The sequence below is a fragment of the Pseudomonas sp. MH9.3 genome (genome assembly GCF_034354675.1).
Lineage (GTDB): Bacteria > Pseudomonadota > Gammaproteobacteria > Pseudomonadales > Pseudomonadaceae > Aquipseudomonas.
In genome coordinates this window covers 945,248-965,108 of record NZ_CP133785.1, presented here as the reverse complement: position 1 = coordinate 965,108, position 19,861 = coordinate 945,248, and the positions used below count along the sequence as shown (strand labels likewise).

The 19,861-nt window shown below is 60.7% G+C and carries 16 protein-coding genes and 1 pseudogene; 12 read left to right on the top strand and 5 right to left on the bottom strand.

Annotated elements, in window-relative coordinates; genetic code table 11:
- Positions 1-10 precede the first annotated feature (10 nt).
- The 5 genes from cmlS to RHM60_RS03755 all read left to right on the top strand — a co-directional run bounded on the left by cmlS (position 11) and on the right by RHM60_RS03755 (position 4,816).
- A complete protein-coding gene (cmlS, locus tag RHM60_RS03775; protein WP_322213671.1) occupies positions 11-1,723 on the top strand; it encodes a chloramphenicol-biosynthetic FADH2-dependent halogenase CmlS in 1,713 nt (570 codons plus the stop codon).
- On the top strand, positions 1,713-2,270 hold the full coding sequence (locus RHM60_RS03770) for an RBBP9/YdeN family alpha/beta hydrolase (protein ID WP_322213670.1): 558 nt from the start codon (positions 1,713-1,715) through the stop codon (positions 2,268-2,270). The genes cmlS and RHM60_RS03770 overlap by 11 nt, the downstream gene beginning before the upstream one ends.
- Before the next feature lie 62 nt (positions 2,271-2,332).
- Positions 2,333-3,736 carry a hypothetical protein gene (locus tag RHM60_RS03765; RefSeq protein ID WP_322213669.1) on the top strand — a complete coding sequence of 468 codons (1,404 nt, stop codon included), beginning with the start codon at positions 2,333-2,335 and terminating at the stop codon, positions 3,734-3,736.
- A gap of 19 nt (positions 3,737-3,755) precedes the next feature.
- Positions 3,756-4,118, top strand: a complete 363-nt coding sequence (locus RHM60_RS03760; protein ID WP_322213668.1) for a hypothetical protein — start codon at positions 3,756-3,758, stop codon at positions 4,116-4,118.
- A gap of 134 nt (positions 4,119-4,252) precedes the next feature.
- Positions 4,253-4,816 (top strand): 4'-phosphopantetheinyl transferase family protein, encoded by a 564-nt coding sequence (locus RHM60_RS03755; RefSeq protein ID WP_322213666.1) that lies wholly within the window; start codon positions 4,253-4,255, stop codon positions 4,814-4,816.
- Here RHM60_RS03755 and RHM60_RS03750 read toward each other — a convergent pair.
- The 3 genes from RHM60_RS03750 to RHM60_RS03740 are packed head-to-tail and all read right to left on the bottom strand — an operon-like array spanning position 4,803 to position 6,773.
- Entirely contained in the window at positions 4,803-5,537 is a 735-nt protein-coding gene (locus RHM60_RS03750; protein WP_322213665.1) for a LuxR family transcriptional regulator, read from the bottom strand. The two genes, RHM60_RS03755 and RHM60_RS03750, sit on opposite strands and share 14 nt — an antisense overlap.
- A gap of 49 nt (positions 5,538-5,586) precedes the next feature.
- Complete coding sequence (locus RHM60_RS03745) at positions 5,587-6,513, bottom strand: DMT family transporter (RefSeq protein ID WP_322213664.1); 927 nt, start codon at positions 6,511-6,513, stop codon at positions 5,587-5,589.
- Positions 6,513-6,773, bottom strand: coding sequence for a hypothetical protein (locus RHM60_RS03740; RefSeq protein WP_322213663.1), 261 nt, complete (start codon positions 6,771-6,773; stop codon positions 6,513-6,515). Before RHM60_RS03740 ends, RHM60_RS03745 begins: the two co-directional genes overlap by 1 nt.
- Before the next feature lie 231 nt (positions 6,774-7,004).
- On the opposite strand from RHM60_RS03740, the gene RHM60_RS03735 reads away from it, so the two are divergent.
- A complete protein-coding gene (locus RHM60_RS03735) occupies positions 7,005-7,916 on the top strand; it encodes a LysR substrate-binding domain-containing protein (protein WP_322213662.1) in 912 nt (303 codons plus the stop codon).
- 167 nt (positions 7,917-8,083) lie between these two features.
- Positions 8,084-8,152, top strand: a pseudogene (locus RHM60_RS03730) (glutathione S-transferase); the annotation flags it as partial.
- A 499-nt stretch (positions 8,153-8,651) separates the two neighbouring features.
- Here RHM60_RS03730 and RHM60_RS03725 read toward each other — a convergent pair.
- A complete protein-coding gene (locus tag RHM60_RS03725; RefSeq protein WP_057008790.1) occupies positions 8,652-9,566 on the bottom strand; it encodes a LysR family transcriptional regulator in 915 nt (304 codons plus the stop codon).
- Between the two features lie 247 nt (positions 9,567-9,813).
- Between RHM60_RS03725 and RHM60_RS03720 the strand changes: the two genes are divergently transcribed.
- The 4 genes from RHM60_RS03720 (at position 9,814) to pgm (ending at position 16,138) form a co-directional block, all read left to right on the top strand.
- Complete coding sequence (locus RHM60_RS03720; protein WP_231421348.1) at positions 9,814-10,827, top strand: zinc-dependent alcohol dehydrogenase family protein; 1,014 nt, start codon at positions 9,814-9,816, stop codon at positions 10,825-10,827.
- Between the two features lie 727 nt (positions 10,828-11,554).
- The gene (locus RHM60_RS03715; protein WP_322213661.1) at positions 11,555-12,988 is read left to right on the top strand and encodes a hypothetical protein; all 1,434 of its coding nucleotides are present in this window, start codon (positions 11,555-11,557) and stop codon (positions 12,986-12,988) included.
- Positions 12,985-14,391, top strand: a complete 1,407-nt coding sequence (locus tag RHM60_RS03710) for a PLP-dependent aminotransferase family protein (RefSeq protein WP_322213660.1) — start codon at positions 12,985-12,987, stop codon at positions 14,389-14,391. The genes RHM60_RS03715 and RHM60_RS03710 overlap by 4 nt, the downstream gene beginning before the upstream one ends.
- A gap of 103 nt (positions 14,392-14,494) precedes the next feature.
- Positions 14,495-16,138: a phosphoglucomutase (alpha-D-glucose-1,6-bisphosphate-dependent) gene (pgm, locus tag RHM60_RS03705; protein WP_322213659.1), complete on the top strand. Its 1,644-nt coding sequence runs from the start codon at positions 14,495-14,497 to the stop codon at positions 16,136-16,138.
- A gap of 258 nt (positions 16,139-16,396) precedes the next feature.
- Here pgm and RHM60_RS03700 read toward each other — a convergent pair whose 3' ends face one another.
- Positions 16,397-17,092 carry a pirin family protein gene (locus tag RHM60_RS03700; RefSeq protein WP_209982200.1) on the bottom strand — a complete coding sequence of 232 codons (696 nt, stop codon included), beginning with the start codon at positions 17,090-17,092 and terminating at the stop codon, positions 16,397-16,399.
- A 219-nt stretch (positions 17,093-17,311) separates the two neighbouring features.
- Between RHM60_RS03700 and RHM60_RS03695 the strand changes: the two genes are divergently transcribed.
- Positions 17,312-19,759 (top strand): UvrD-helicase domain-containing protein, encoded by a 2,448-nt coding sequence (locus tag RHM60_RS03695; RefSeq protein ID WP_322213658.1) that lies wholly within the window; start codon positions 17,312-17,314, stop codon positions 19,757-19,759.
- Positions 19,760-19,861 lie beyond the last annotated feature (102 nt).

The window sequence follows — 19,861 nt, the reverse complement described above, 5'->3', positions numbered from 1 at the left end:
TAGTACCCGCATGAACAAGTCTGCACACGTCATTATCATGGGCGGTGGTCCAGCTGGCAGTATCGCCGCGTTGACTCTGCAAAAGCTTGGGCACCAGGTGACGGTGTTCGAGAAAGAGAAATTCCCGCGCTACCGGGTTGGCGAGTCCTTCCTGCCGGGCACACTGTCCATCCTGCATCGCCTGGGGTTGAGCGAAAAGATCGAGCAAGCGGGCTACGTGCTCAAGCCTTCGGCCACCTTCCTGTGGGGCAAGACCGAGGCGCCATGGACTTTCTCGTTCAGCACGCCCAAGACCGAAGACTGGGTGTTCGACCACGCCATCCAGGTACTGCGTTCGGACTTTGACCAGATGCTGCTCGACACCTGCCGCGAGCGCGGCGTGCGGGTGTTCGAAGAGGCCGCCGTGATTGACGTGGATACCGAGCAAGCCGACAAGATCAGCGTGACCGTTCGCCACAAGCACGAACTCAGCGAGTTCATCGGCGACTACTTGATCGACGCCTCGGGCAGCAACAGCCCGCTGGTGCGCAAACTGGAGCTGCGCGAGTACGACGAGTTCTACAAAAGCGTTGCGCTGTGGTCGTACTTCAAGACACCGGACCCTTTCAAGAACGACCTCAATGGCACCACCTTCTCGATTACCTTCGAAGACGGTTGGATCTGGATGATCCCGCTCAAGGACGGTATCTACAGCGTCGGCACCATCGTAGACCAGAGCAAGCTGGCCGACATCAAGACCCTTGGCCTGAATGCGTTCTATGACAAGACATTATCCAAGAGCGAGCGTGCTCTTTCGATCCTCAATGGTGTAGAGCGTTCAGAAGACGTGAAGCTGGTGCGTGACTGGTCGTACGAGACCAAATGCTTTTCCCGTGACCGCTTTTTCCTCTGTGGTGATTCGGCCTGCTTTACCGATCCGCTGTTCTCCCAAGGCGTACACTTGGCCTCGCAGTCCGCCGTCAGCGCCGCCAGCAGCATCGACTACCTGATGCAGAACCCCTCGCGACGCGACAAGGTGCACGCCTGGTACAACCGCAGCTATAGCGAGACCTACAACCAGTACCACGAGTTTCTGGCGTCCTTCTATACCTTTGCCTCGTTCACTGAGCCGGCGTCCGAGTTCTGGACCAAGCGCCGCATCAGTGAGTCGGCGGACGAACGATTGAAGCGCAAAGAGTGGTTTGAGCAACTGGTCAACGGCGAGAAACAGAACCGACCACAGATCGGCGATTTCAAGGACCGCGCCTCGACCATGATTGCGATCGGCCGGCACCAGCGCGACGAGCTGACCGACGAGTTCATGGATGCCGAGCTGAACCCCGCCCGCGTTCGCTGGATTTCCGATTTGACCAAGCAACTGAACCGCATCGTACGGTTCGACTGGTTGGGCGATCAGGTTGAGACCGCCGAGTACTTCAAGATCGAGCCCCTGAGCTTCAAACTGAGCCTCAAGCAGATCCTCTCCAACGGTGCCGGCAAGGACATGACGAAGTACACCGTCAGCGATGCATTGTTGCAGTTGTTCAAGGACCTCAACGAACAGGGTTTCGGCTACAAAGAGTTGATGGTGCGCCTCAACGACGTAGGCGAAGTGAATTCATCGCAGTTTGTGATCCGCCTGATGGAAGCCGGTTTGCTCGATGGTTTCGACAAGCACGGGCAGAAGGTGCTCGTGCAGGATCGCCTGCGCTTCGACGGGGTGGGGGTTGAATATGAAGTGTGACGAGGCGTTCAACTGGCTGTTCCTGGCGGGTGTCGGTAACTCCGGCGACACCCACTGGCAGCGACACTGGAGGGCCGAACATCCGGATTCACTGTGGCTGGAGCACCGTGACTGGAATAACCCCGATTGTGAGGAATGGGTCGCCGATTTGCAGGCGCTGCTGGTGCACCAGCAGCAGCCGGTAGTGGTGGTTGCCCATAGTCTCGGTTGCCTGCTGTTGCTGGAGTGGGCCGCGCGCCATCGCTCGGAGCGGGTGCGCGGAGCGTTTCTGGTCGCGGTGCCGGACCCCCATAGCGCGCAATTCCCGGCAGAGGCCCGCGGTTTCCGGCCGGCCGATCAACTGACGAGCGATTTTCCGATCACGCTGGTCACCAGCCAGAACGATCCCTACGGTGACCTCGCCTATGCCCAACGCAGCGCACATAAGCTGGGGTGTGCGTGCGCGAACCTGGGCGAGTTGGGCCACATCAATGGGAAGTCCGAGTTGGGCTACTGGGATCAGGGCTACAACCTCCTGCAGTCCTTCGCGCAGTCACTGAGCCGTTGAGTGACAATCGCACACAGGTCGCCCAGGCGGCCTGTGTTCCGTTTATCCATCAGGACGATGCTATGTCAGCCAATGCTGCATCTGTACTGCCAGGCGATGAGCCAGGGGCCGCATTATCGCCGTTGATTAAAGGGGGCGCGCAGGGGCAGTGCCATCGCATCCCGGTGCAGGCCCAATTTGACGGGTACAGCGTGCCGGCCCTGCTGACGGTTCAAGGTGAGGCTCATTGCCTGCTTGAGCTGCCCGCCGGCACGTACCGTGCCGGTGTCGCGCCGGTCAGCGTGGCGCTGTACTTCCAGCAGAACCTGCATCACCCGGTGGTGCCGGTGAAAATGCGCGGTCGCTGGACACCCAGCCAGCAACCTTGCCTTGAGCTGGTCAACAGCGGTCCCAGACCGGCTCATCTGAATGAGCGCGAGCGCTGCGAAGAGCCTCTCAAGGCGTTGGCGCGCAGCCCCGTGTTGTTCAATCGCCGCCTGAGCCTGGACCTGCATTACCTCAGCCCGCTCAAGGGCGTGTTCGAGGTGATGGACCGCGATGTGGTGATCGTGTCCGGCATGGACCTTGAGCTGCAGTTCAACTGCCCGTGGAGTGGCCTGGCCATTGCGCGGGTGCAGGTGCTCGGGCGTTTCGAGGAGCACGGGCGCTGGCTCTGCCACTTCCGCGTGCTGGACACGCCGTCGAGCCGCGCCGTGGCATTGATGCTGCTGTGTCGGCAACGGCATTTCACGTTTGACAGCCTGCCTGCGGCGTTGCGCAAGGGGGCGGCGGTCGACCGCCTGATCAACGTCGCGATTATCCAGAACGCCGATGCGCTGGAAGAAGTGCTTGCTTGTCGGCTGGCGGCCAACCGGCACTACGGGCGCCTGGAAGATGTGCAGGACCCGCACACCTTGTGGGACGAATGGGACCCCTACGCCATTCAGGTCTGTGCGCGCCTGGGCAGCAAATGCGTGGGGAGCGGGCGTGTGGTGGTCAACAGCAGCCATCGCGAGCGCTGCGAGATCGAAGTGTCGACGCCTCTGCCCGTCTGGTTGTGGGGGGCAGGTTTTGTCGAGATGTCGCGGGTTGCAGTATTGCCCGAATACGCCGGGCACCGTGTGATGCTGGCCTTACTGCGTGAGCTTGGCAGGGTCGCGCTGCACCTGCGCAGCCGCTACATCGTGCTGGATGCCATTGAGATCCTGGTGCCGGTGTACACCCGTTTAGGCGCGCAATGCCTGCCGATCACGAAAAAACATCCTTACAGCGGTGAGAGCGTACGCGTGATGTATTTCGACGTCGGCCAGTTGCTCAGCCGCCTGAACTGGCATTTGCCGCAGTGGTTGTACGTATTCGGGCCGACTATCGAGCACAGTGTGCATCGTCAGCAGATTGGCGCCCTGGCCGCTCGGTTTCGTGTGTCGTCCATGGGCATCCGGGTTAAATGGGGGATTGCGCGTGCGCTCAAAAAACTCAGGGGTTAGCCCTTCGGTCGTGCGGCTGGTGAGTTCGATTGCGTCGGCCACACTGTATGCCGGTTGGGTGGCGTTCTGCGCCCGGCATATGCCCTGGACGGCCATGGCGCAATCAGCCCTGGCACAGTGGTTGTTGAGTTTCGCGGCGACTTTTGCATTTTCGGCCTTTATCAGTCGCCGGATCGGCCGTAGCTCACGTCAGACGGTTGCGGTATATGCGGCAGCAATGGCGATGCTGATCTATGCGGCCATCTTGCTGACTGTTCACTTGGTCATCGGCACTCCCAATCCGCTGTTGACCTTGCTACCGGTGCTGAGCCTGGCGGGGGCTTACGCCTTGTTCTTTGCGTGCCTACAAGTGCGTCACAACTTGCGCGAACAATCGGCGTGAGCGCAGTGCGGTTGGTGGTGTTTCCCGTACACGCTGTGGCGGATCCTGGTTGGCAGGGAACATTGGACGCCGAGCAGCGACAGCAGGCCGCGCGCCTATGCGAGCGGCGGCGCGCCCGCTACCTTAATGCTCGTATGGCTTTGCGCTTGACCATCGCCGAGCTGCTGCACTGCGACCCTGAGCAGGTGATTATCGAGCAGGAACCCAGCGGGCAATTGCGCGTGCGCAGCGAGCCGCCGCTGTTCGCCAGTGTGACGTACGCGCAGCGTCTGGGCGTGCTGGTGGTGGGAACGTCCTCTGTAGGCCTGGATTACGAGCAGGGTGACGCCCCGGTATTCTGGCGCAGTGCGGTGCGTCGCTACTTTTGTGACAGCGAACGCACCTGGCTGCAAGGCCGTGACATCCATACGCAGGAAGCCGACTTCGTCTGGTTATGGACCCGGCGCGAGAGCTTGCTCAAATACCGTGGTTCCGGGATTCGCGGCGATATGCGCTGCCTGTGTCGCCGGGACGGTGCCACCGCACCGTACCAGCACAGCTTCACGCTGGCGGGCGGGGTGGGCACACTCACGGGCGAGGCGCTGACCGTCGAGCTGTCGCCCGAGTGGTTGGCCTTATGTGGTCACCCGTCGTTTAACCTGGGGTTCAGTTGGCGCACGGCACCTGTCGGGATGGGATGTTGCGTCAAATCTGAATAAGATGCATCGACAGTGCCTGCACCACGGCAGCGCTACGGCTCGAGACGCTGAACTTGCGTCGGATATTCTTGAAGTGGAAGTCCACGTTGGCTTCCGAGCAACTGCAAATATTCGAAATCTCCCAGCTGGTCTTGCCGAAGGCACTCCAGCGCAATATCTCTTTTTCGCGCTGCGTCAGTTTGATCTGGGTGGCAGGCACTTCGCGCGTCATCGGTGCCATTACGCGCAAGGCGGCCTGCAGCACCGCGTCCCTGAGCATCAGCAAGGTCCCCATCTGGCGCCTGATCAGCCATTGCGCCTGGTCAATATCACTCGCTTCAAGACTGAGGCTCAGCGTACCGAATTGGCCCTGGGGGCCGTGCAGAGCGAAGGTCACGCCATATTCGAGACCGTGAGCCAGGGCCAGCTCGCGCAGGTTGAGGCGCTGCGGCGAACTAAACAATGCCTCGCTCCAAATGATCGGGGTGACGTTCTCCATGCAATGCAGTTGCACCGGGTCTATCTTGGCGTAACCGGCTCGTTCGTACTCCTCGCGCAAGGCCTGGGGGAAATCGCCAATGACCAAGTGGTTGCACGCGTGTGCGTTCCTGCTGGGGCTCAGGCGCAGCTGAAACCGGCCGAAGCCCAGCTGCAGCACACGTTCCTTCAGGCAGGCCATCAACTCATTGCTGGTGGTGATGCACAGCAGGTCCAAAAAGGGCTCAAGTGCTTGCGAAATCATCTTTCATTCCTTTTTCAAGTTATTGCCAGCTCAGCCCAGAGGGTGCCGATCAACGATTCATCAGCCATATCGACGCGGCTACCAGCAGCCCTCCCAAGCCTTGCCACAGGGAGAGTTGGGTGTTGAGAACGACCCAGGACAACAACACCGCAAACAAAGGCGCCAGAAACAGGAAACCACTGGTGCTGGCCGCGTCTGAGCGTTTGAGCGCCACAAACCACAGCCCGAACGAGCCGGTCGAGGCGGGTATGGCCAGCCAGGCAAACCAGCCCCACTGCTGCGTAGTGAGGTGGGCCGGCCAGTGTTCGCCGGCCAGCACAGCACAGGCGAGCGCCCCCAGGGCCCCAATAAACATTTGCCAGAAGCTCAAGGCCCAAGTGCCCATGGGCAGCGGGTTGCGCTTGATGATCAGGGTCGCGGCGGCCCAGCTCAGGGCCGAACCCAGCGCCAGGGTCACACCGACCCACGCACCCGGCTGGGCGTCCTGCGCCAGGTCTGCACCCACGGCCAGCGCTACACCGATCACGCCGATCATCAGGCCCAGCAGGCGAATGGCCTTGAGCGGTTGCGCGAAGAACAGCCTATTGCCCACGGCGACCCACACCGGGTTGGTAAACAGCAGGATCGCGGCAGTGGAGGCCGACACCGTGCGCATCGCCAGGAACAGCAGGCTCATCACGGCAGCGGTTTGGGTCAGGCCAATGACGGCGATTACGCGCATTTGCCGGGCGTTCAGGTGACGCGGGAACAGGGCGGCGCGCCAGGCACGCCCTGCGAGCATCACCAGGGGCAAGGTCGCCAGCGCCGCCAACAGGAACCGCGCGCCCACCAGCATCAATGGGTCGAACCCTTGGTTGAGCAGCACCTTGCCGGAGACGAAGCTTGAACCCATCAAAAACGTGGACGCCAGGATTGTCACGGCAAAGCCCAGGTAGTCACGGGCGCCGCTTGCTCCAGCAGTGATTGACACGGCCATCAGCGAATTTCAATCCGCAACGGCTCGGTGTGGTTCGGCTTGAACGGCGCGATCAGCCATTGGCCCAGGCGCCTGGTGGGCGCTTCCTGCGCTGGCGCCAGGGCGATTTGCAACACACCTGCGCCATCGATCAAGGCTGTACCGGCGCTCAGGCGCAGGTCCTGATGTTGCTCCAGAAATAGATCGCAGCCTTCCCAGCTCACCCAGTGACTGCCACTGAGCGAGCGCGCAATGATGTCTTGGTTAAAGCGCAGCGACATCAACTCCGCTGCGCACAGGTGAACATAAACCCACTCTGGCTCGCAGTCTGCCCAGGCGTGAGGATGAGGGCTGGAAGTGACTGATAGCGTAGGCACCTGATGTCTCCTGTAAGGTCGATGGGGTGCGTCCGACACCGAAAAATTGTGGTGAGTGCACCTGCACTTACATTAAATTGGCATCAGGTTCTTCGATATCAGTCTTTTTTTTACATATTTGTTAGGAGCGCTTACATGTCGGCTATCCCGCCCCTCAGTTGCCTGCGCAGCTTTGAAGCCGTCAGTCGTCTAGCGAGCGTCACCCTCGCGGCGGCAGAACTGCATGTCACGCACTCGGCGGTCAGCCAGCAGATCAAAGTGCTGGAAGAGATGCTCGGGGTAACGCTGTTCGCGCGTGAGGGACGCGCCCTGCGCATCACCGAAGACGGCCGCTTGTACTCACTGCAGGTGCGTGAGTCGTTAAATAACATTGCCGACGCCACACGCCAGGTCAAAGCGCAGCCCAAGGCTTCGGAGCTGGTGGTCGCGGTCATGCCGTCGTTCGGGTTTTCCTGGATGCTGCCGCGCATTGGACGGTTCCAGGCGCGCTACCCGCATATCACCGTGCGCCTGCAGGCCAGCCTGACGGTGACCAATCTGGCGCAGGAAGCCATCGACATCAGCGTGCGCATGGGCCGGGGCGATTGGGATAACGTGCAACAATTCATGATGTTCCACGATGAAATGATCGTCGTCGCCGCCCCCGGCTTCAACGGCGGGCAACTGCCCAAAACGCCGGCGCAAATCGTTGCCAGCCCGATCATTTTTACTATGGATTCCTGGCAACCTTGGTGCGAAGCCGCCGGCCTGAACGTCGAGGTAGCGCGTAAAGGCTTGTGCAGCAACGATTCGAACCTGGTGCTGGAGGCCGTGCGCCTCAAGCAGGGAATTGCCCTCGTGCGCCGCAGCCTGGTACACGACGCCATCGGCCGCGGTGAGCTGGTGCAATTGAGTGACTATGCGGTGCCGTATGCCTATCCCTACTGGCTGCTGCTGCCGGACCGCGAACGCATCCAGGGCAGGCGCCAGCAGTTTGTCGAATGGCTGAACGAGGAGGTGGAGCTCTATCTGCAAGAGGTCGATCAGTTGCGTAGATCGTCTGTGTAGCGGACTCATCCCAGATGCATTGAATCACGCGGTATGCGGCTGGATGGGTTGAACCCCGCCGTATTTCAGAAAAAGAATGCCGATCTAAAGGGGCAGGTGCAGTTTCTCCAGAACCGCCTCAACAAGGGTAAGGGCGGGGATCCTCCCCCATTAATATATACGGACCGTATACTCAGGCGGATATTCCTGTGGGACTTTCGGTGAATACTTGGTTCAACACGTCGTTCGAACATCCGTGATTCCCTGCAGTGGCGGGTTATTTCCAGCGCTTGAGCGAAGTTGCCGGATCCCCCCAGCAGGGGCATGGGTGCTACGGGGTGGCGTAGGGGCGCCCTGATGCAGTGGCCTGCTGGCCGTCGGCGTCGTTGTACACGACCACGTACCGCTGTCGCCTTGGCGCGCTGGCTTTGTGAAGTGCAAGCGCAAGCTTACGGATACTTCTATTGATGGTGCGCTACCACCATTGTTGATCACACGACTCCCCACTTGTTCTCGTACGGAGGTTCAGCCATTAACTGAGGTGATCGACTAGCGCTCAACGGCGGTTGGGATAAGCGCAGGGGAGACTTTTTCGAGAACGGAACTGTTGGGCCTTAGATTGGGGGCATCCTTTTCAAACCATCCAAAGCATGCTCTCAGATGTGCCCCCAATGTAGCAATCCACTGGAAGTGAATGGAGCTCCATGGTTTGTGGAAAGGCTGAAATGATCCGCCGAACGGCCTGCCAGACGACGCCTAAAGACTCTCAGGGTCCCCAAAAAACATCTGAATCCGCGACCTCAACCACCGCTCCCCTGGATCATTATCCTGTGACCCGCGCCACGCCATGTGCAGTTCAAAGCTGCGCACCGGCAGCGGTGGGTCTTCGGCGCGCAAGCCGCCGGCCGAGGTGAGGGCCTCGGCGGCGTAGTCGGGCACGGTGGCGAGTATGTCGGTGCCCGCCAGCAAGGTGCCCAGGCCGTTGAACTGCGGCACGGCCAGCACCACATGGCGCTTGCGACCGAGCTTTTCCAGTTCTTCATCGATAAAACCGCTCAGGTCGCCGGCAAACGACACCAGTGCGTGGGGGCGGCTGCAGAAGTCGTCCAGGCTCAGGGAGCCGGGCACGCTGTCGGCGCGCAGCAGTTTGGGCAGGCTGCGGCGCAGGACCTTGCGCTTGGCGTTGGCGGGCAGGTCGGCGGTGTAGCTGACGCCGATGGAGATTTCGCCCGAGGCCAGCAGGCCTGGCATCAGGATGTAGTTGACGCGGCGCACCACCAGCACGATGCCGGGGGCTTCGGCGCGCAGGCGTTTGAGCAGTTGGGGCAGCAGGGCGAATTCGACGTCGTCGGACAGGCCGATACGGAACACGGCGGTGCTGGTGGCCGGGTTGAATTCGGCGGCGCGGCTGACGGCGGTGGAGATCGAGTCCAGGGCCGGGGAGAGCAGGGCGAAGATCTCGACCGCGCGGGCCGAGGGCTCCATGCTGCGGCCGGTGCGTACGAACAGCGGGTCGTCAAACAGCCCGCGCAGGCGCGACAGGGCGGCGCTGATGGCCGGCTGGCCGAGGAACAGTTTTTCGGCAGCGCGGGTCACGCTGCGCTCATGCATCAAGGTTTCGAATACGATCAAGAGGTTAAGGTCGACACGACGCAGGTCGTTACGGTTCATCTTGTGTCCTGGAAGAGTCTGCAAACTTGACGAGAGCGGCCATGTGTAAACAACGACCTGCATGAATCTTACGGGGAAAGGCTGATACTCTGCACAAGATAATTGAGTTTTCCTACGAAAGCTGAGGTCTGTAGCTTAGTCGCGGAATCAATGACAAGCATGTCGACTATTAATGGCGACCGGTGGCCTTACCCGCAAAGCCCAGATAAAGTTCATGGCATTAGAGGTTACTTTGACGAGGTTTGCGATGTCCCGCACGATCCGTTTTCACAAGTTTGGTCCGGCCGAGGTGCTCAAATGCGAAGAGCATGCAGCCGCGCAGCCCGCACCGGGCGAAGTGCAGGTGCGTGTCGAGGCGATTGGCATCAGCTGGTACGACATCCTGTGGCGCCAGAACCTGGCGTCCTCCCATGCACGTTTGCCGTCCGGCCTTGGTCATGAAATGGCCGGCGTGGTGGTCGCCCTCGGCGACGGCGTGGATGACCTGGCGGTGGGCGATAAAGTGGCCAGTTTTCCGGCCGAGAGCCCCAATGATTACCCGGTGTATGGCGAACAGATCGTCCTGCCCCGTTCGGCCCTGACCCGTTACCCGGATGTGCTGAGCCCGATTGAAGCCAGCGTGCATTACACGCCGCTGTTGATCGCCTACTTCGCTTACATGGACCTGGCACGGGTCAAACCCGGCCAGTTTGCCCTGGTGACCGACGCCAGCCACTGCGCCGGCCCGTCTTTCGTGCAACTGGGCAAGGCGCTGGGTGTGCGTGTGATTGCGGCGACCAAGGACAGCGCCGAGCGTGACTACCTGCTGTCCCTCGGGGCGGAAAAGGTGATCGTCACCGAGGAGCAGGACTTGCTGATGCAAATCAACAAGTTCACCGACAATCGTGGCGTCGACGTGGTGTTCGATGGCTTGGGCGGCCCGCAGATGTCGTTGCTTGGCGACGTACTGGCCCCGCGCGGCAGTCTGGTGCTCTATGGCCTGCAGGGCGGCAATCAGACACCGTTTCCGGCCTGTGCGGCGTTCCAGAAGAACATTCAGTTCTTTGTGCACTGCATCGGCAATTTCACCGGCAAACCGGAGCTGGGCATTATCCAGGACCAGGTCGCCATGCAGCGGGCATTGCGTGATATCAACCAGTTGACCGCCGACCGTGTGCTGGTGCCGCTGAAAACCACAGTGTTTGCCTTCGACCAGTTCGTTGAAGCGCACCGTTATATGGACGAATGCCCGTGCCGTGAGCGGGTGGCGCTGCAAGTTTAAGCTGTTTCGTGTGTAGGAACATTCGTAATCGGCTGTTCCTCGCCCTTGGCGTATGGGACAAAAGCGCCATTTGACAGGGCTTACCCTGCGCGTTTTCCACTGCGTGTAATCGCCCCTCAGTCCCGTAAACGATACCTTTGCCCCGAACGCCGCCCTGAATTCCAGCGCGGCGTCGTCGTGTCCGGGTGATCCACCTTGTGCTTGAACCTGAACTGAACTGGTTTTTGGCCAGCTTCTGTATCTGTTAATCATTATTCCAGCCTTGATAATTGTGTTCTTACTTTCAACTCAAGGACCGAGTGATGATTGATGCACTGATACGGCAGCGGGTATTTTCTGCTGCCGTTAATAATGGAACATTTGCGGCGGGCTCAGGGGGCAGACAGTTTTATGCTGACGCTCGATCAAGTGACATTCATGGAACACTGCCTGACAAATTTTATTTGTCGGATGGATCTTTTAATTCGGGGTTAAAGGAATGTAGGAGATTGTCTGAATACTCCTAGGAAGGTCGTCAATCCCTGCGTGGGTGGCATGTGTGTCGGCGCTCGAGGCCATGGAGGCCCGGGTGGACGCTCTGCACAGTCGATGTCGATTTTTTGCAAGGTGCTAGTGTTGATTCACTGTCAATACGGTACCTAAAGCGACGTTCCTGGCAATTCAATACATCAAGCAACTCGCGTTGGTAGTTGTTTGAAACTTATATTTCAACTCAGGTAGTAGAGCGATGAGCGCTATTCACGAACAGGCCGTGACGTATGTTTACCAGCAAGTTCAGCAACGATTGATCGGGTACTTCAGTCGCGCGGAACGTACGGCGCTTCAATTATTGATCCAGCGTATTGTCGTGGCGGCCGGGGGCATGGAATATATCGGCGCCTACAAGGTGCTGGTCGCCCACGGCGGCGGTGAGGTCAGCAGTTACACGTTGGCGATGCTGCGCGCGGCGCAATTGAGCATCGCCGGGCGATCACCGACGACGTTCCAGCTGCGGGTCGCCACGCTGCGCCATGCCGGCATGACCCAGCGCACACTCGATACCATCCACAACGGTTACAGCCGTCTGTTTTTCCATGACGATGACCGCGTGGAACTGCTGATGGTGGAAAACCATGAGGTGCTGCCATTCAATCATCAGCGCCCGGTATCGACCCAGGGTTGTGAAGCGGCGCAACGCAACCGGTTGATGGTCGGGCACCTGAGCTGCGGCGATATCTGTGCAACGCTGTGCAACGATACCTACCTCGCCCTGGGGGATTTCTACCAGCGTGTCACCGCGTGGGACGGCGGTGTGCATGTGCTGGTCAGCGGCGACTCCGGGCGTAAACAGAGCCAACTGCTGGCCTGGCTGAAAAAGGCGGCTCAGGCCGATTCGGACAAGGCCCGGGCAGCCAGGCCCCTGTCCCTCGACCGGCTGTTTGCGCGAATGGACCAATGGAGCGAAGACTTCTATCGCGATCTGTATGGCGAGCACTATCAGCCCAGGGCTGACATCAGCATCGGCGGGTACCGTCCCCTGGCGTATATCGGCTTTGCCGACTTGCTTGAAGGCATAGACCCTGCCAGTGCACCTTTGCTCACCGATTTCATGGCCTATACCCCAGACCCCCTGGGGTTTCATTTCAGCCATCCGGCGTTTGCCAATCCCGTGTTGATGGCGCACCTGCGCGGCCTGAAGGCCGAATGCCTGCGCGAATTGCCGTATGGGGAAGGTGTTGAAGAGTTCCTGCTGCTGGCGCAGGAGCAGCTCGATCATGTGCAGATTCCGCCGGAACTGCTGGCCCAGGCCGGCAGCAGTGAAGGGCGCGCCGCGTCCACCGACTACGCCCGGCAGTTTTTCGGGCAGGATGAAAGTCAGCTGATCTGCCTGCTGTTTTCGCCGTTTATCCATCACGGCGAACGGCTCGAAAGCTACCTGCGCCAGTGCCATCCAGGCATGCTCGTGGCGCTGCCCGAACTGCACAAGGTGCTGCAGGGCAAGCCGGCGGCCGAGATGCTGCAACAGTGGGTGACCGTTGCCAGCGGGTTGCCGTTGCCCTTGCTCCAGCATCTGTATCGTCAGCGGCCAATGACCCTGCTGCCCGGTGGCAGTGCGCGCAAGCACGACCTTGAAGGCAACCTGAGCGGTCACGACATGGCTCGGCAGCTGTCCGCTCGATGACACTGCGTGGCGCGCGACAAGCGGACTTCGCTTACCAGGCGGTGTATCGCTACATGATCAACCTGATCAACGAGGTGAGTACCGATACGCGAGTGAAGCTGCCGTCGCTGCGCGAGCTGTCCCAGCGTCTGAATGTCTCGATCTCCACCATCCAGTATGCGTATTCGCTGCTGGAGAAAGAGGGCCGCGTGTATTCGGTGGCCAAATCGGGGTACTACGCCTGGCCCCTTGCCAACAGCGCCGCGACGTTTGCCAGCGGCGACTTGCTTGAACGCCTTTACGTGGCGGCCCGCAGCCCGGCCATGGCGGTGCTCAGCGGTGATGAACCGGCCTTGCTGGCTAATCTGGACGACACCTTGCTGCGCCTGGAGCGCGAGCTGGTGCGCCAGTATCCCCGTCAGTCGCAGCACAGCTCCCAGTCGTGCGGGGTGTGGGAGTTGCGCGCGGCGCTGGCGGCGCGCTACACCTCATCGCCCACGCGCTGCTGGCACGCGGATGACGTGTACGTGGGGGCCGACCTGCGCGGCGTGCTCTCCATCCTCATCGAGGTGCTGGGGTTGCGCGGCTCCACGGTGCTGGTCGAGTCGCCCTGTGACTGGTTGATCCTGCGCCTGCTGCAGGATGCCGGCGTGCGTGTGATCGAATTGCCCTGGCTGCACGCGGGTCGTCTGAACCTGGTGTTGCTCGAACGGGCACTGCGCGAGGAGTCCGTGCAACTGCTGTTGATGTCATCGTCGGTGAGCCTGCCGGCGGGGGTGGCCGTGCAACCTCAGGACCGCCTCGAACTGGCGCAGCTGCTGGACCACTACGGTTGCTGGCTGCTGGAAAACGACCTGTACGGCGAATTGAGTTTCGTGCCGACCCAGGCCGCATTGCGTGACCTGGTCAACCCCGAGCGGCTGATCGTGTTCTCCTCGTTCGAGAAAATCCTCGGGCTGGAAGCGTCCTACGGTTATCTGCTATCGCGGCACATGAGCAGCCAATTGCAGCGCCAGTTTCTGCTGCGCTCGTTTCGGCTGTCGGCGATCCGTCAGCGTGCGATTGCGCGGCTGTATCACAGCGGGCGCATTGACCTGCACCTGCGCAATTTGCGCGCATTATTACGCGAGCAGGCCAGCGCCATGAGTGAGCTTCTTGACCAGCATCTGGGAAGCCTGGTGACTTACCGCATGCCGGTGGGCGGCGCGACATTCTGGCTGGAGTCCGCCAGGACAGTGGATATGCGCCAGGTATTCCAGTATCTGCTGGCCCGCGCCGTCGTCGTCGCGCCCGGTGAGCTGTTCAGTATCAGCGGCCTGCACCATCAGCACCTGCGTCTGAGCCATACGTTCCATGGCCTGCCCAACCTGGACACAGCCCTGGCTGCGCTGGGCGAGGGACTGCGCCAGGCACACCAGGGCTAGCTGCGTGAAATTTCTCATCATGAGGTAGGATCGATACCGTCGCGCAGTAGTCCAAGTGCCAGTAAACTGCCTTTTTCCGACGTCTTCTTTTCGAGGTTCATGCATGACAATCAGTCCTTTTGCGGGCAAACCGGCGCCAGCTCAGTTGCTGGTGGATATCCCGCGACTGGTCACGGCCTATTACACCGGCCAGCCTGATGCAGCGATCTCCACCCAGCGCGTGGCTTTTGGTACGTCCGGGCACCGTGGCAGCTCTTTCGAGCTGAGCTTCAACGAATGGCATGTGCTCGCCATCAGCCAGGCGATCTGCCTGTATCGCGAAGCCCAGGGCATCAACGGCCCGTTGTTTGTCGGCCTGGATACCCACGCACTGTCGACCCCGGCCGGCGCCAGCGCGCTGGAAGTGCTTGCCGCCAATGGCGTGCACGTGATGCTCGCCGAGGGCGATGAATACACCCCGACGCCGGCGATTTCCCACGCCATCATCTGCTACAACCGCGGCCGTACCAGTGGCCTAGCGGACGGCATCGTCATCACGCCGTCCCACAATCCACCGCAGAGCGGCGGCTACAAATACAACCCGCCCAATGGCGGGCCGGCCGATACCCACGTCACCAAGTGGATCGAAGCCAAGGCAAACGAGCTGCTGGCCAACCAATTGGCCGGGGTCAAGCGTATTACCCACGCCCAGGCGCTTAAGGCGGACACCACCCACCGCCATGACTACCTCAACACCTACGTGGCGGACCTTATCAATGTGATCGACATGGATGCCATCCGCAGCGCCGACCTGCGCCTGGGCGTCGACCCGCTGGGTGGAGCAGGGGTGCGCTACTGGTCGGCGATTGCCGAGCATTACCGGCTGAATCTGGACGTGGTGAACACCGAAGTCGATTCGACCTTCCGCTTCATGAGTGTCGACTGGGACGGCCAGATCCGCATGGACCCGTCCTCCAGCTACGCCATGCAAGGCCTGATCGGGCTCAAGGAACGCTTTGACGTAGCGTTCGCCTGCGACCCGGACCACGACCGCCACGGCATTGTGACGCCGTCCGGTGGGTTGCTGGCACCGAACAATTACCTGGCGGTGTCGATTGACTACCTGTTTCAGAACCGTCCCCACTGGCGTGCCGATGCGGCCGTGGGCAAGACCGTGGTCAGCAGCGGTTTGATTGACCGGGTGGCGGCGAAAATCGGCCGTCGCCTGTATGAAGTGCCGGTGGGCTTCAAGTGGTTTGCCGATGGTTTGTTCGAAGGCTCTCTGGGCTTTGGCGGTGAAGAAAGTGCCGGTGCGTCGTTCCTGCGCAAGGACGGCACGGTGTGGAGCACCGACAAGGACGGCCTGATCCCGGCTTTGCTGGCGGCCGAAATGACTTCGCGCAAAGGCCAGGACCCGAGCCAGATCTACCGTGGCCTCACCGATGCGCTGGGCGAGCCGTTTGCCATTCGCGTCGACGCCAAGGCCACCCCGGCGCAGAAAGCCCTGCTGGGCAAGTTGTCGCCGGAGCAGGTCACGTCCACCCAATTGGCCGGGGAGAGCATTCAGCAGATTCTCAGTCACGCGCCGGGCAACAACCAGGCCATTGGCGGCTTGAAAGTGATGACCGAAAACGGCTGGTTCGCCGCGCGGCCATCAGGCACCGAGGATATCTACAAGATCTACGCCGAGAGCTTTATCGGCGAAGATCACCTCAAGCAGCTGGTGGAGGAAGCGCAAGTGCTGGTTGATGGCGCTATTTCTCAATAACCCCGCAACACCCATGTCAGAGGAGGCACGCCCTCTCTACATCCTGTGGCGAGCGTGCTTGTTGTGGCGAGCGGGCTTGCCCCGCGTTGGGCTGCGCAGCAGCCCCAAAAGCAGACTCTGCGCAGTATCAGGTACTCCGCGTTTTCGTTGATTGGGGCGCTTCGCACCCCGACGCGGGGCAAGCCCGCTCGCCACAGAGACGCCAGTTTGCTGCGCGACAGCGCTAAGTCGAAGACTTGGCGGAGCCTTCCATGCGAATCAGGCCAGGTCGACCAGCACAATCTCGCTGTCTTCAATCGCGGTTACCCGTAACACTGGCTCATCTTCCACCGCCACACCGTCTCGCGCCTGTGCACGCACGCCATTGACCTCAATTACCCCCGTGGCCGGCACCAGATAGGCGCGGCGTCCGCCGTCCAGTTGGTACTCGGCACTTTCTCCGGCTTTCAGGTTGGCGGCCACCAGGCGGGCGTCGGCGCGTATGCGCAGGCTTTCGCTGTCGCCGCTCTTGCCGCTGGCCAGGGTCACGAAGCCCTCACGACCGTCCTGCGGAAACGGCTTGGCGCCCCACGACGGTGGCAACCCGGCTTCATTGGGAATAATCCAGATCTGGAAAATCTTCGTCGGCGTGGCTTCCAGGTTGTATTCACTGTGGGCAATCCCGGTGCCCGCACTCATCACCTGCACGTCACCGGCTTCGGTGCGGCCCTTGTTGCCGAGGTTATCGGCATGGCTGATGGCGCCTTCGCGCACATACGTGATGATTTCCATGTCCCGGTGCGAATGCTGCGGAAAACCGCTGCCCGGCGCGATGATGTCGTCGTTCCATACGCGCAGGTTGCCCCAGTGCATGCGTTTGGGGTCGTGATACTCGGCAAACGAAAAGTGATGATGGGCGTCAAGCCAGCCGTGGTGAGCGCCGCCCAGGGAAGTGAAAGGTCGAAGTTCCAGCATGATCGTCTCCTCTGAATGGGCGCTATCATCCTTGAGTCATTGATCGTTAAAAAGCGTAAAAACTGCCTGATTCCTATCAGCCGATTAGATGGATTAACGGGGTTTTGACTTTCACTTCGTCGCCTAACTGCATGACGGCAAAGCAATTGGCTGGCACTGAGCAGCGATTCCGGCGACCATGGCGCATTCGCCAGAATCAACGTCCTCGCTGGAGTTCGCGTGCCGCAGCAAAAGCCCGATTTGCCCCCTGATCTGCTTCCGCTGGCAGAAATGCCCTTGTTCAAACGCCTCGCCGCGCGTCTGTTTGGCCATGGCCTCACACGACTGCGTGCCCAGCACCGGTTTTCGTGGTTACACGGCCAGGCCGATGGTTTTCGCAGCGGGCATGAAGCGGGCGTGGAATACGGCTACCGTGAGGGCATGGCCGAGGGTATCGAGCAAGGCCGGCAAGTTTTGCTGATTCGCGATTTCCGCCCGGATGAGCACCGCGCGCCGGGCGTGGACGACAGCCTGTTCGACGATTGGCGCCTGCCGCTCACCGCCGAGATCAAAAAGCGTATCAAGGCCGATGTGGCGCGCCTGTTGCCGGCCCATGCCCAGCCCAGCACCGCGCAGTGGAAGATGATCTTCAGCGATACGCCGTCCACCTCGGTGATTGCCGGTGCCGGTGCCGGCAAATCCACCTCGCTGGTGCTGCGCATCCTGCTGCTCACCCATTACCTGGGCTTTGAACTCAGTTCGATGACGGTGGTGACCTTCACCCGTGAGTCGCGCAAGGACTTCGTCAACAAGCTGATGGACATCCTCGCGCTGTGGGGCCAGCCCCTCAGCTTGAAAGAGGCTCAGGCCGTGGTGCGCACCTTTCACTCACGCATTCTGCCGATGGTGCGCAGCCTGCCGGGGTTCGAGCGCCTGCAGGCGTTCGAAAACCTCAGTGCCGGCACCGATGACGCTGACAGCAACCCCTTCGACCTGCGCATCAACGACGCCCAGCGCCAGCAGATGAACGCCTGCTACCACCGGCTGCACAGTCGCAATGCGCGGTTTCGCGAGCTGATTGCGCCGCTGGCCCGCCATGGCCTGCAGCTCAAAGAGCTGGAGCGCGACCACCCGGACGTGCAGAAGCGCATCGCGGTGACAGAGCTGGCGGCCAAGCGCGATGAAGAGCTGTGCGATCTGATCGAAGACCTGTGGTTTCGCGCGGGTGCCTGGCCGATCAAGGGCATCGAGCCCAGCCGCCAGACGTTTGAAATCAACGGCGCCACCTTCCATTGTCACGGCTATATTCCCGAACTGGACGCCTGGGTGGTGCTGGGCTTCGATGCGCGGGAAAACCCGCAGATCAGCCGCCCCAACGCCAAGCTGTCGGTACGCGCCGAGTGGGCGGTGAAGCGCACCCTGTTTCAAGCTTTCTGTCGCAAGCCCTTGATATGGCTCGACAGTTATGAATCATCAAAGCGTCTTATAAGCAGCCTGGCGGGCGACGCCACCGCTGGGCCCGGCTTTGACTACAAGGTCAAGGGCGAGCTGGCCTCGGCACCATTGCTGGACTGTTTCGTCACCGCGGCGGGCTTTATCGAGAACCTCGGCCTGGACGTGCCCACTGCCGTCGGCCAGATGACGTTCGCCAGGGACGATGCCGACCGCTTGTTCTTTGAGGCACTGAGCGTCTTCTGGAAAGCCCTGGAAGAGCATCTGCTCGAACAATCGCCGCCGATCATGACTTATAACCGCATGTTCTCGCTGTTTGGCGAGAACATGCCGGAAAACCTCACGTTGCTCAGCGATCCGCTGCTGCGGCCGATGTCGCACCTGATGATCGACGAATTCCAGGACGTCTCGCCGCAGATCGTCTCGTGGATCCGCGCCAGCCTGCGTGAAATCCGCAGCCGTGGCCCAGCCATGCACGTGGGGCGCGGTGCCCAGCGTTCTTCGTTGCTGTGCGTGGGTGATGACTGGCAGTCGATCTATGGCTGGCGCGGCAGTTCGCCCAAATACTTCATGGAATTCAACACCGAGTTCCCGTCGCCTGGCACCACCCGCGTGATGCTGGGTGAGAACTACCGCAGCCATCAGCACATCATCGATGCCGCCGAGCATATCGTGCGCGCCGCGCCAGCAATTCCCGGCAAGAAGGCCAAAGCCAGCGGCGTGCCCAAGGCACTGGTGCCCGTTCAAGTGCTGGCGCGCGACGATGCTGCCTTGGGGCGGCAGTTGCAGGCGCACTATCAGCAGGGAGATTCGGTATTGATACTGTATCGAAAAAGCAGCGATAAGCTATTGATTCAGGAACATATTCAGGCTGTAGTTAATGCTGATTCGAGCCTGCCGGCGCCAGCGCGCAGATTGAAACAGCTGACATACCACAGCGCCAAGGGCCTGCAGGCGGATGCGGTATTTCTATTGGGCGATTGCCAGCACGTCACCAGCTCGCCGTACAAGAACCAGGTGTACCGCATGGCGGGCCTGGGCAAGGCTGGCGACAGCGAGCCCTATGACACGGCGCAAAAAGACGAAGTGCTGCGCCTGGCGTATGTCGGCATTACCCGCGCCTCCAGCCATTGCTATTGGTATGTGGAAAAGCCTGAAGGCGCAGCGGTCAATGTGCCAAGGGCATCCGAGCGGGTAGATGGCAAAAAGGCGTTTTTCGATGATCAGCGGATTTGAAAGTAAAGTTGGTCAATGTGGGAGGGGGCTTGCTCCCGATGGCGGTGTATCAGCCTTGATAAGTTGACTGACACACCGTCATCGGGAGCAAGCCCCCTCCCA

Coding starts and splice junctions, on each gene's coding strand:
- pgm (WP_322213659.1), top strand. CDS start 14,495: ATGACAATCAGTCCTTTTGCGGGCAAACCGGCGCCAGCTCAGTTGCTG.
- RHM60_RS03700 (WP_209982200.1), bottom strand. CDS start 17,092: ATGCTGGAACTTCGACCTTTCACTTCCCTGGGCGGCGCTCACCACGGC.
- RHM60_RS03710 (WP_322213660.1), top strand. CDS start 12,985: ATGACACTGCGTGGCGCGCGACAAGCGGACTTCGCTTACCAGGCGGTG.
- RHM60_RS03750 (WP_322213665.1), bottom strand. CDS start 5,537: ATGATTTCGCAAGCACTTGAGCCCTTTTTGGACCTGCTGTGCATCACC.
- RHM60_RS03735 (WP_322213662.1), top strand. CDS start 7,005: ATGTCGGCTATCCCGCCCCTCAGTTGCCTGCGCAGCTTTGAAGCCGTC.
- RHM60_RS03755 (WP_322213666.1), top strand. CDS start 4,253: ATGGCTTTGCGCTTGACCATCGCCGAGCTGCTGCACTGCGACCCTGAG.
- cmlS (WP_322213671.1), top strand. CDS start 11: ATGAACAAGTCTGCACACGTCATTATCATGGGCGGTGGTCCAGCTGGC.
- RHM60_RS03765 (WP_322213669.1), top strand. CDS start 2,333: ATGTCAGCCAATGCTGCATCTGTACTGCCAGGCGATGAGCCAGGGGCC.
- RHM60_RS03745 (WP_322213664.1), bottom strand. CDS start 6,513: ATGGCCGTGTCAATCACTGCTGGAGCAAGCGGCGCCCGTGACTACCTG.
- RHM60_RS03715 (WP_322213661.1), top strand. CDS start 11,555: ATGAGCGCTATTCACGAACAGGCCGTGACGTATGTTTACCAGCAAGTT.
- RHM60_RS03720 (WP_231421348.1), top strand. CDS start 9,814: ATGTCCCGCACGATCCGTTTTCACAAGTTTGGTCCGGCCGAGGTGCTC.
- RHM60_RS03725 (WP_057008790.1), bottom strand. CDS start 9,566: ATGAACCGTAACGACCTGCGTCGTGTCGACCTTAACCTCTTGATCGTA.
- RHM60_RS03770 (WP_322213670.1), top strand. CDS start 1,713: ATGAAGTGTGACGAGGCGTTCAACTGGCTGTTCCTGGCGGGTGTCGGT.
- RHM60_RS03740 (WP_322213663.1), bottom strand. CDS start 6,773: ATGTCGCTGCGCTTTAACCAAGACATCATTGCGCGCTCGCTCAGTGGC.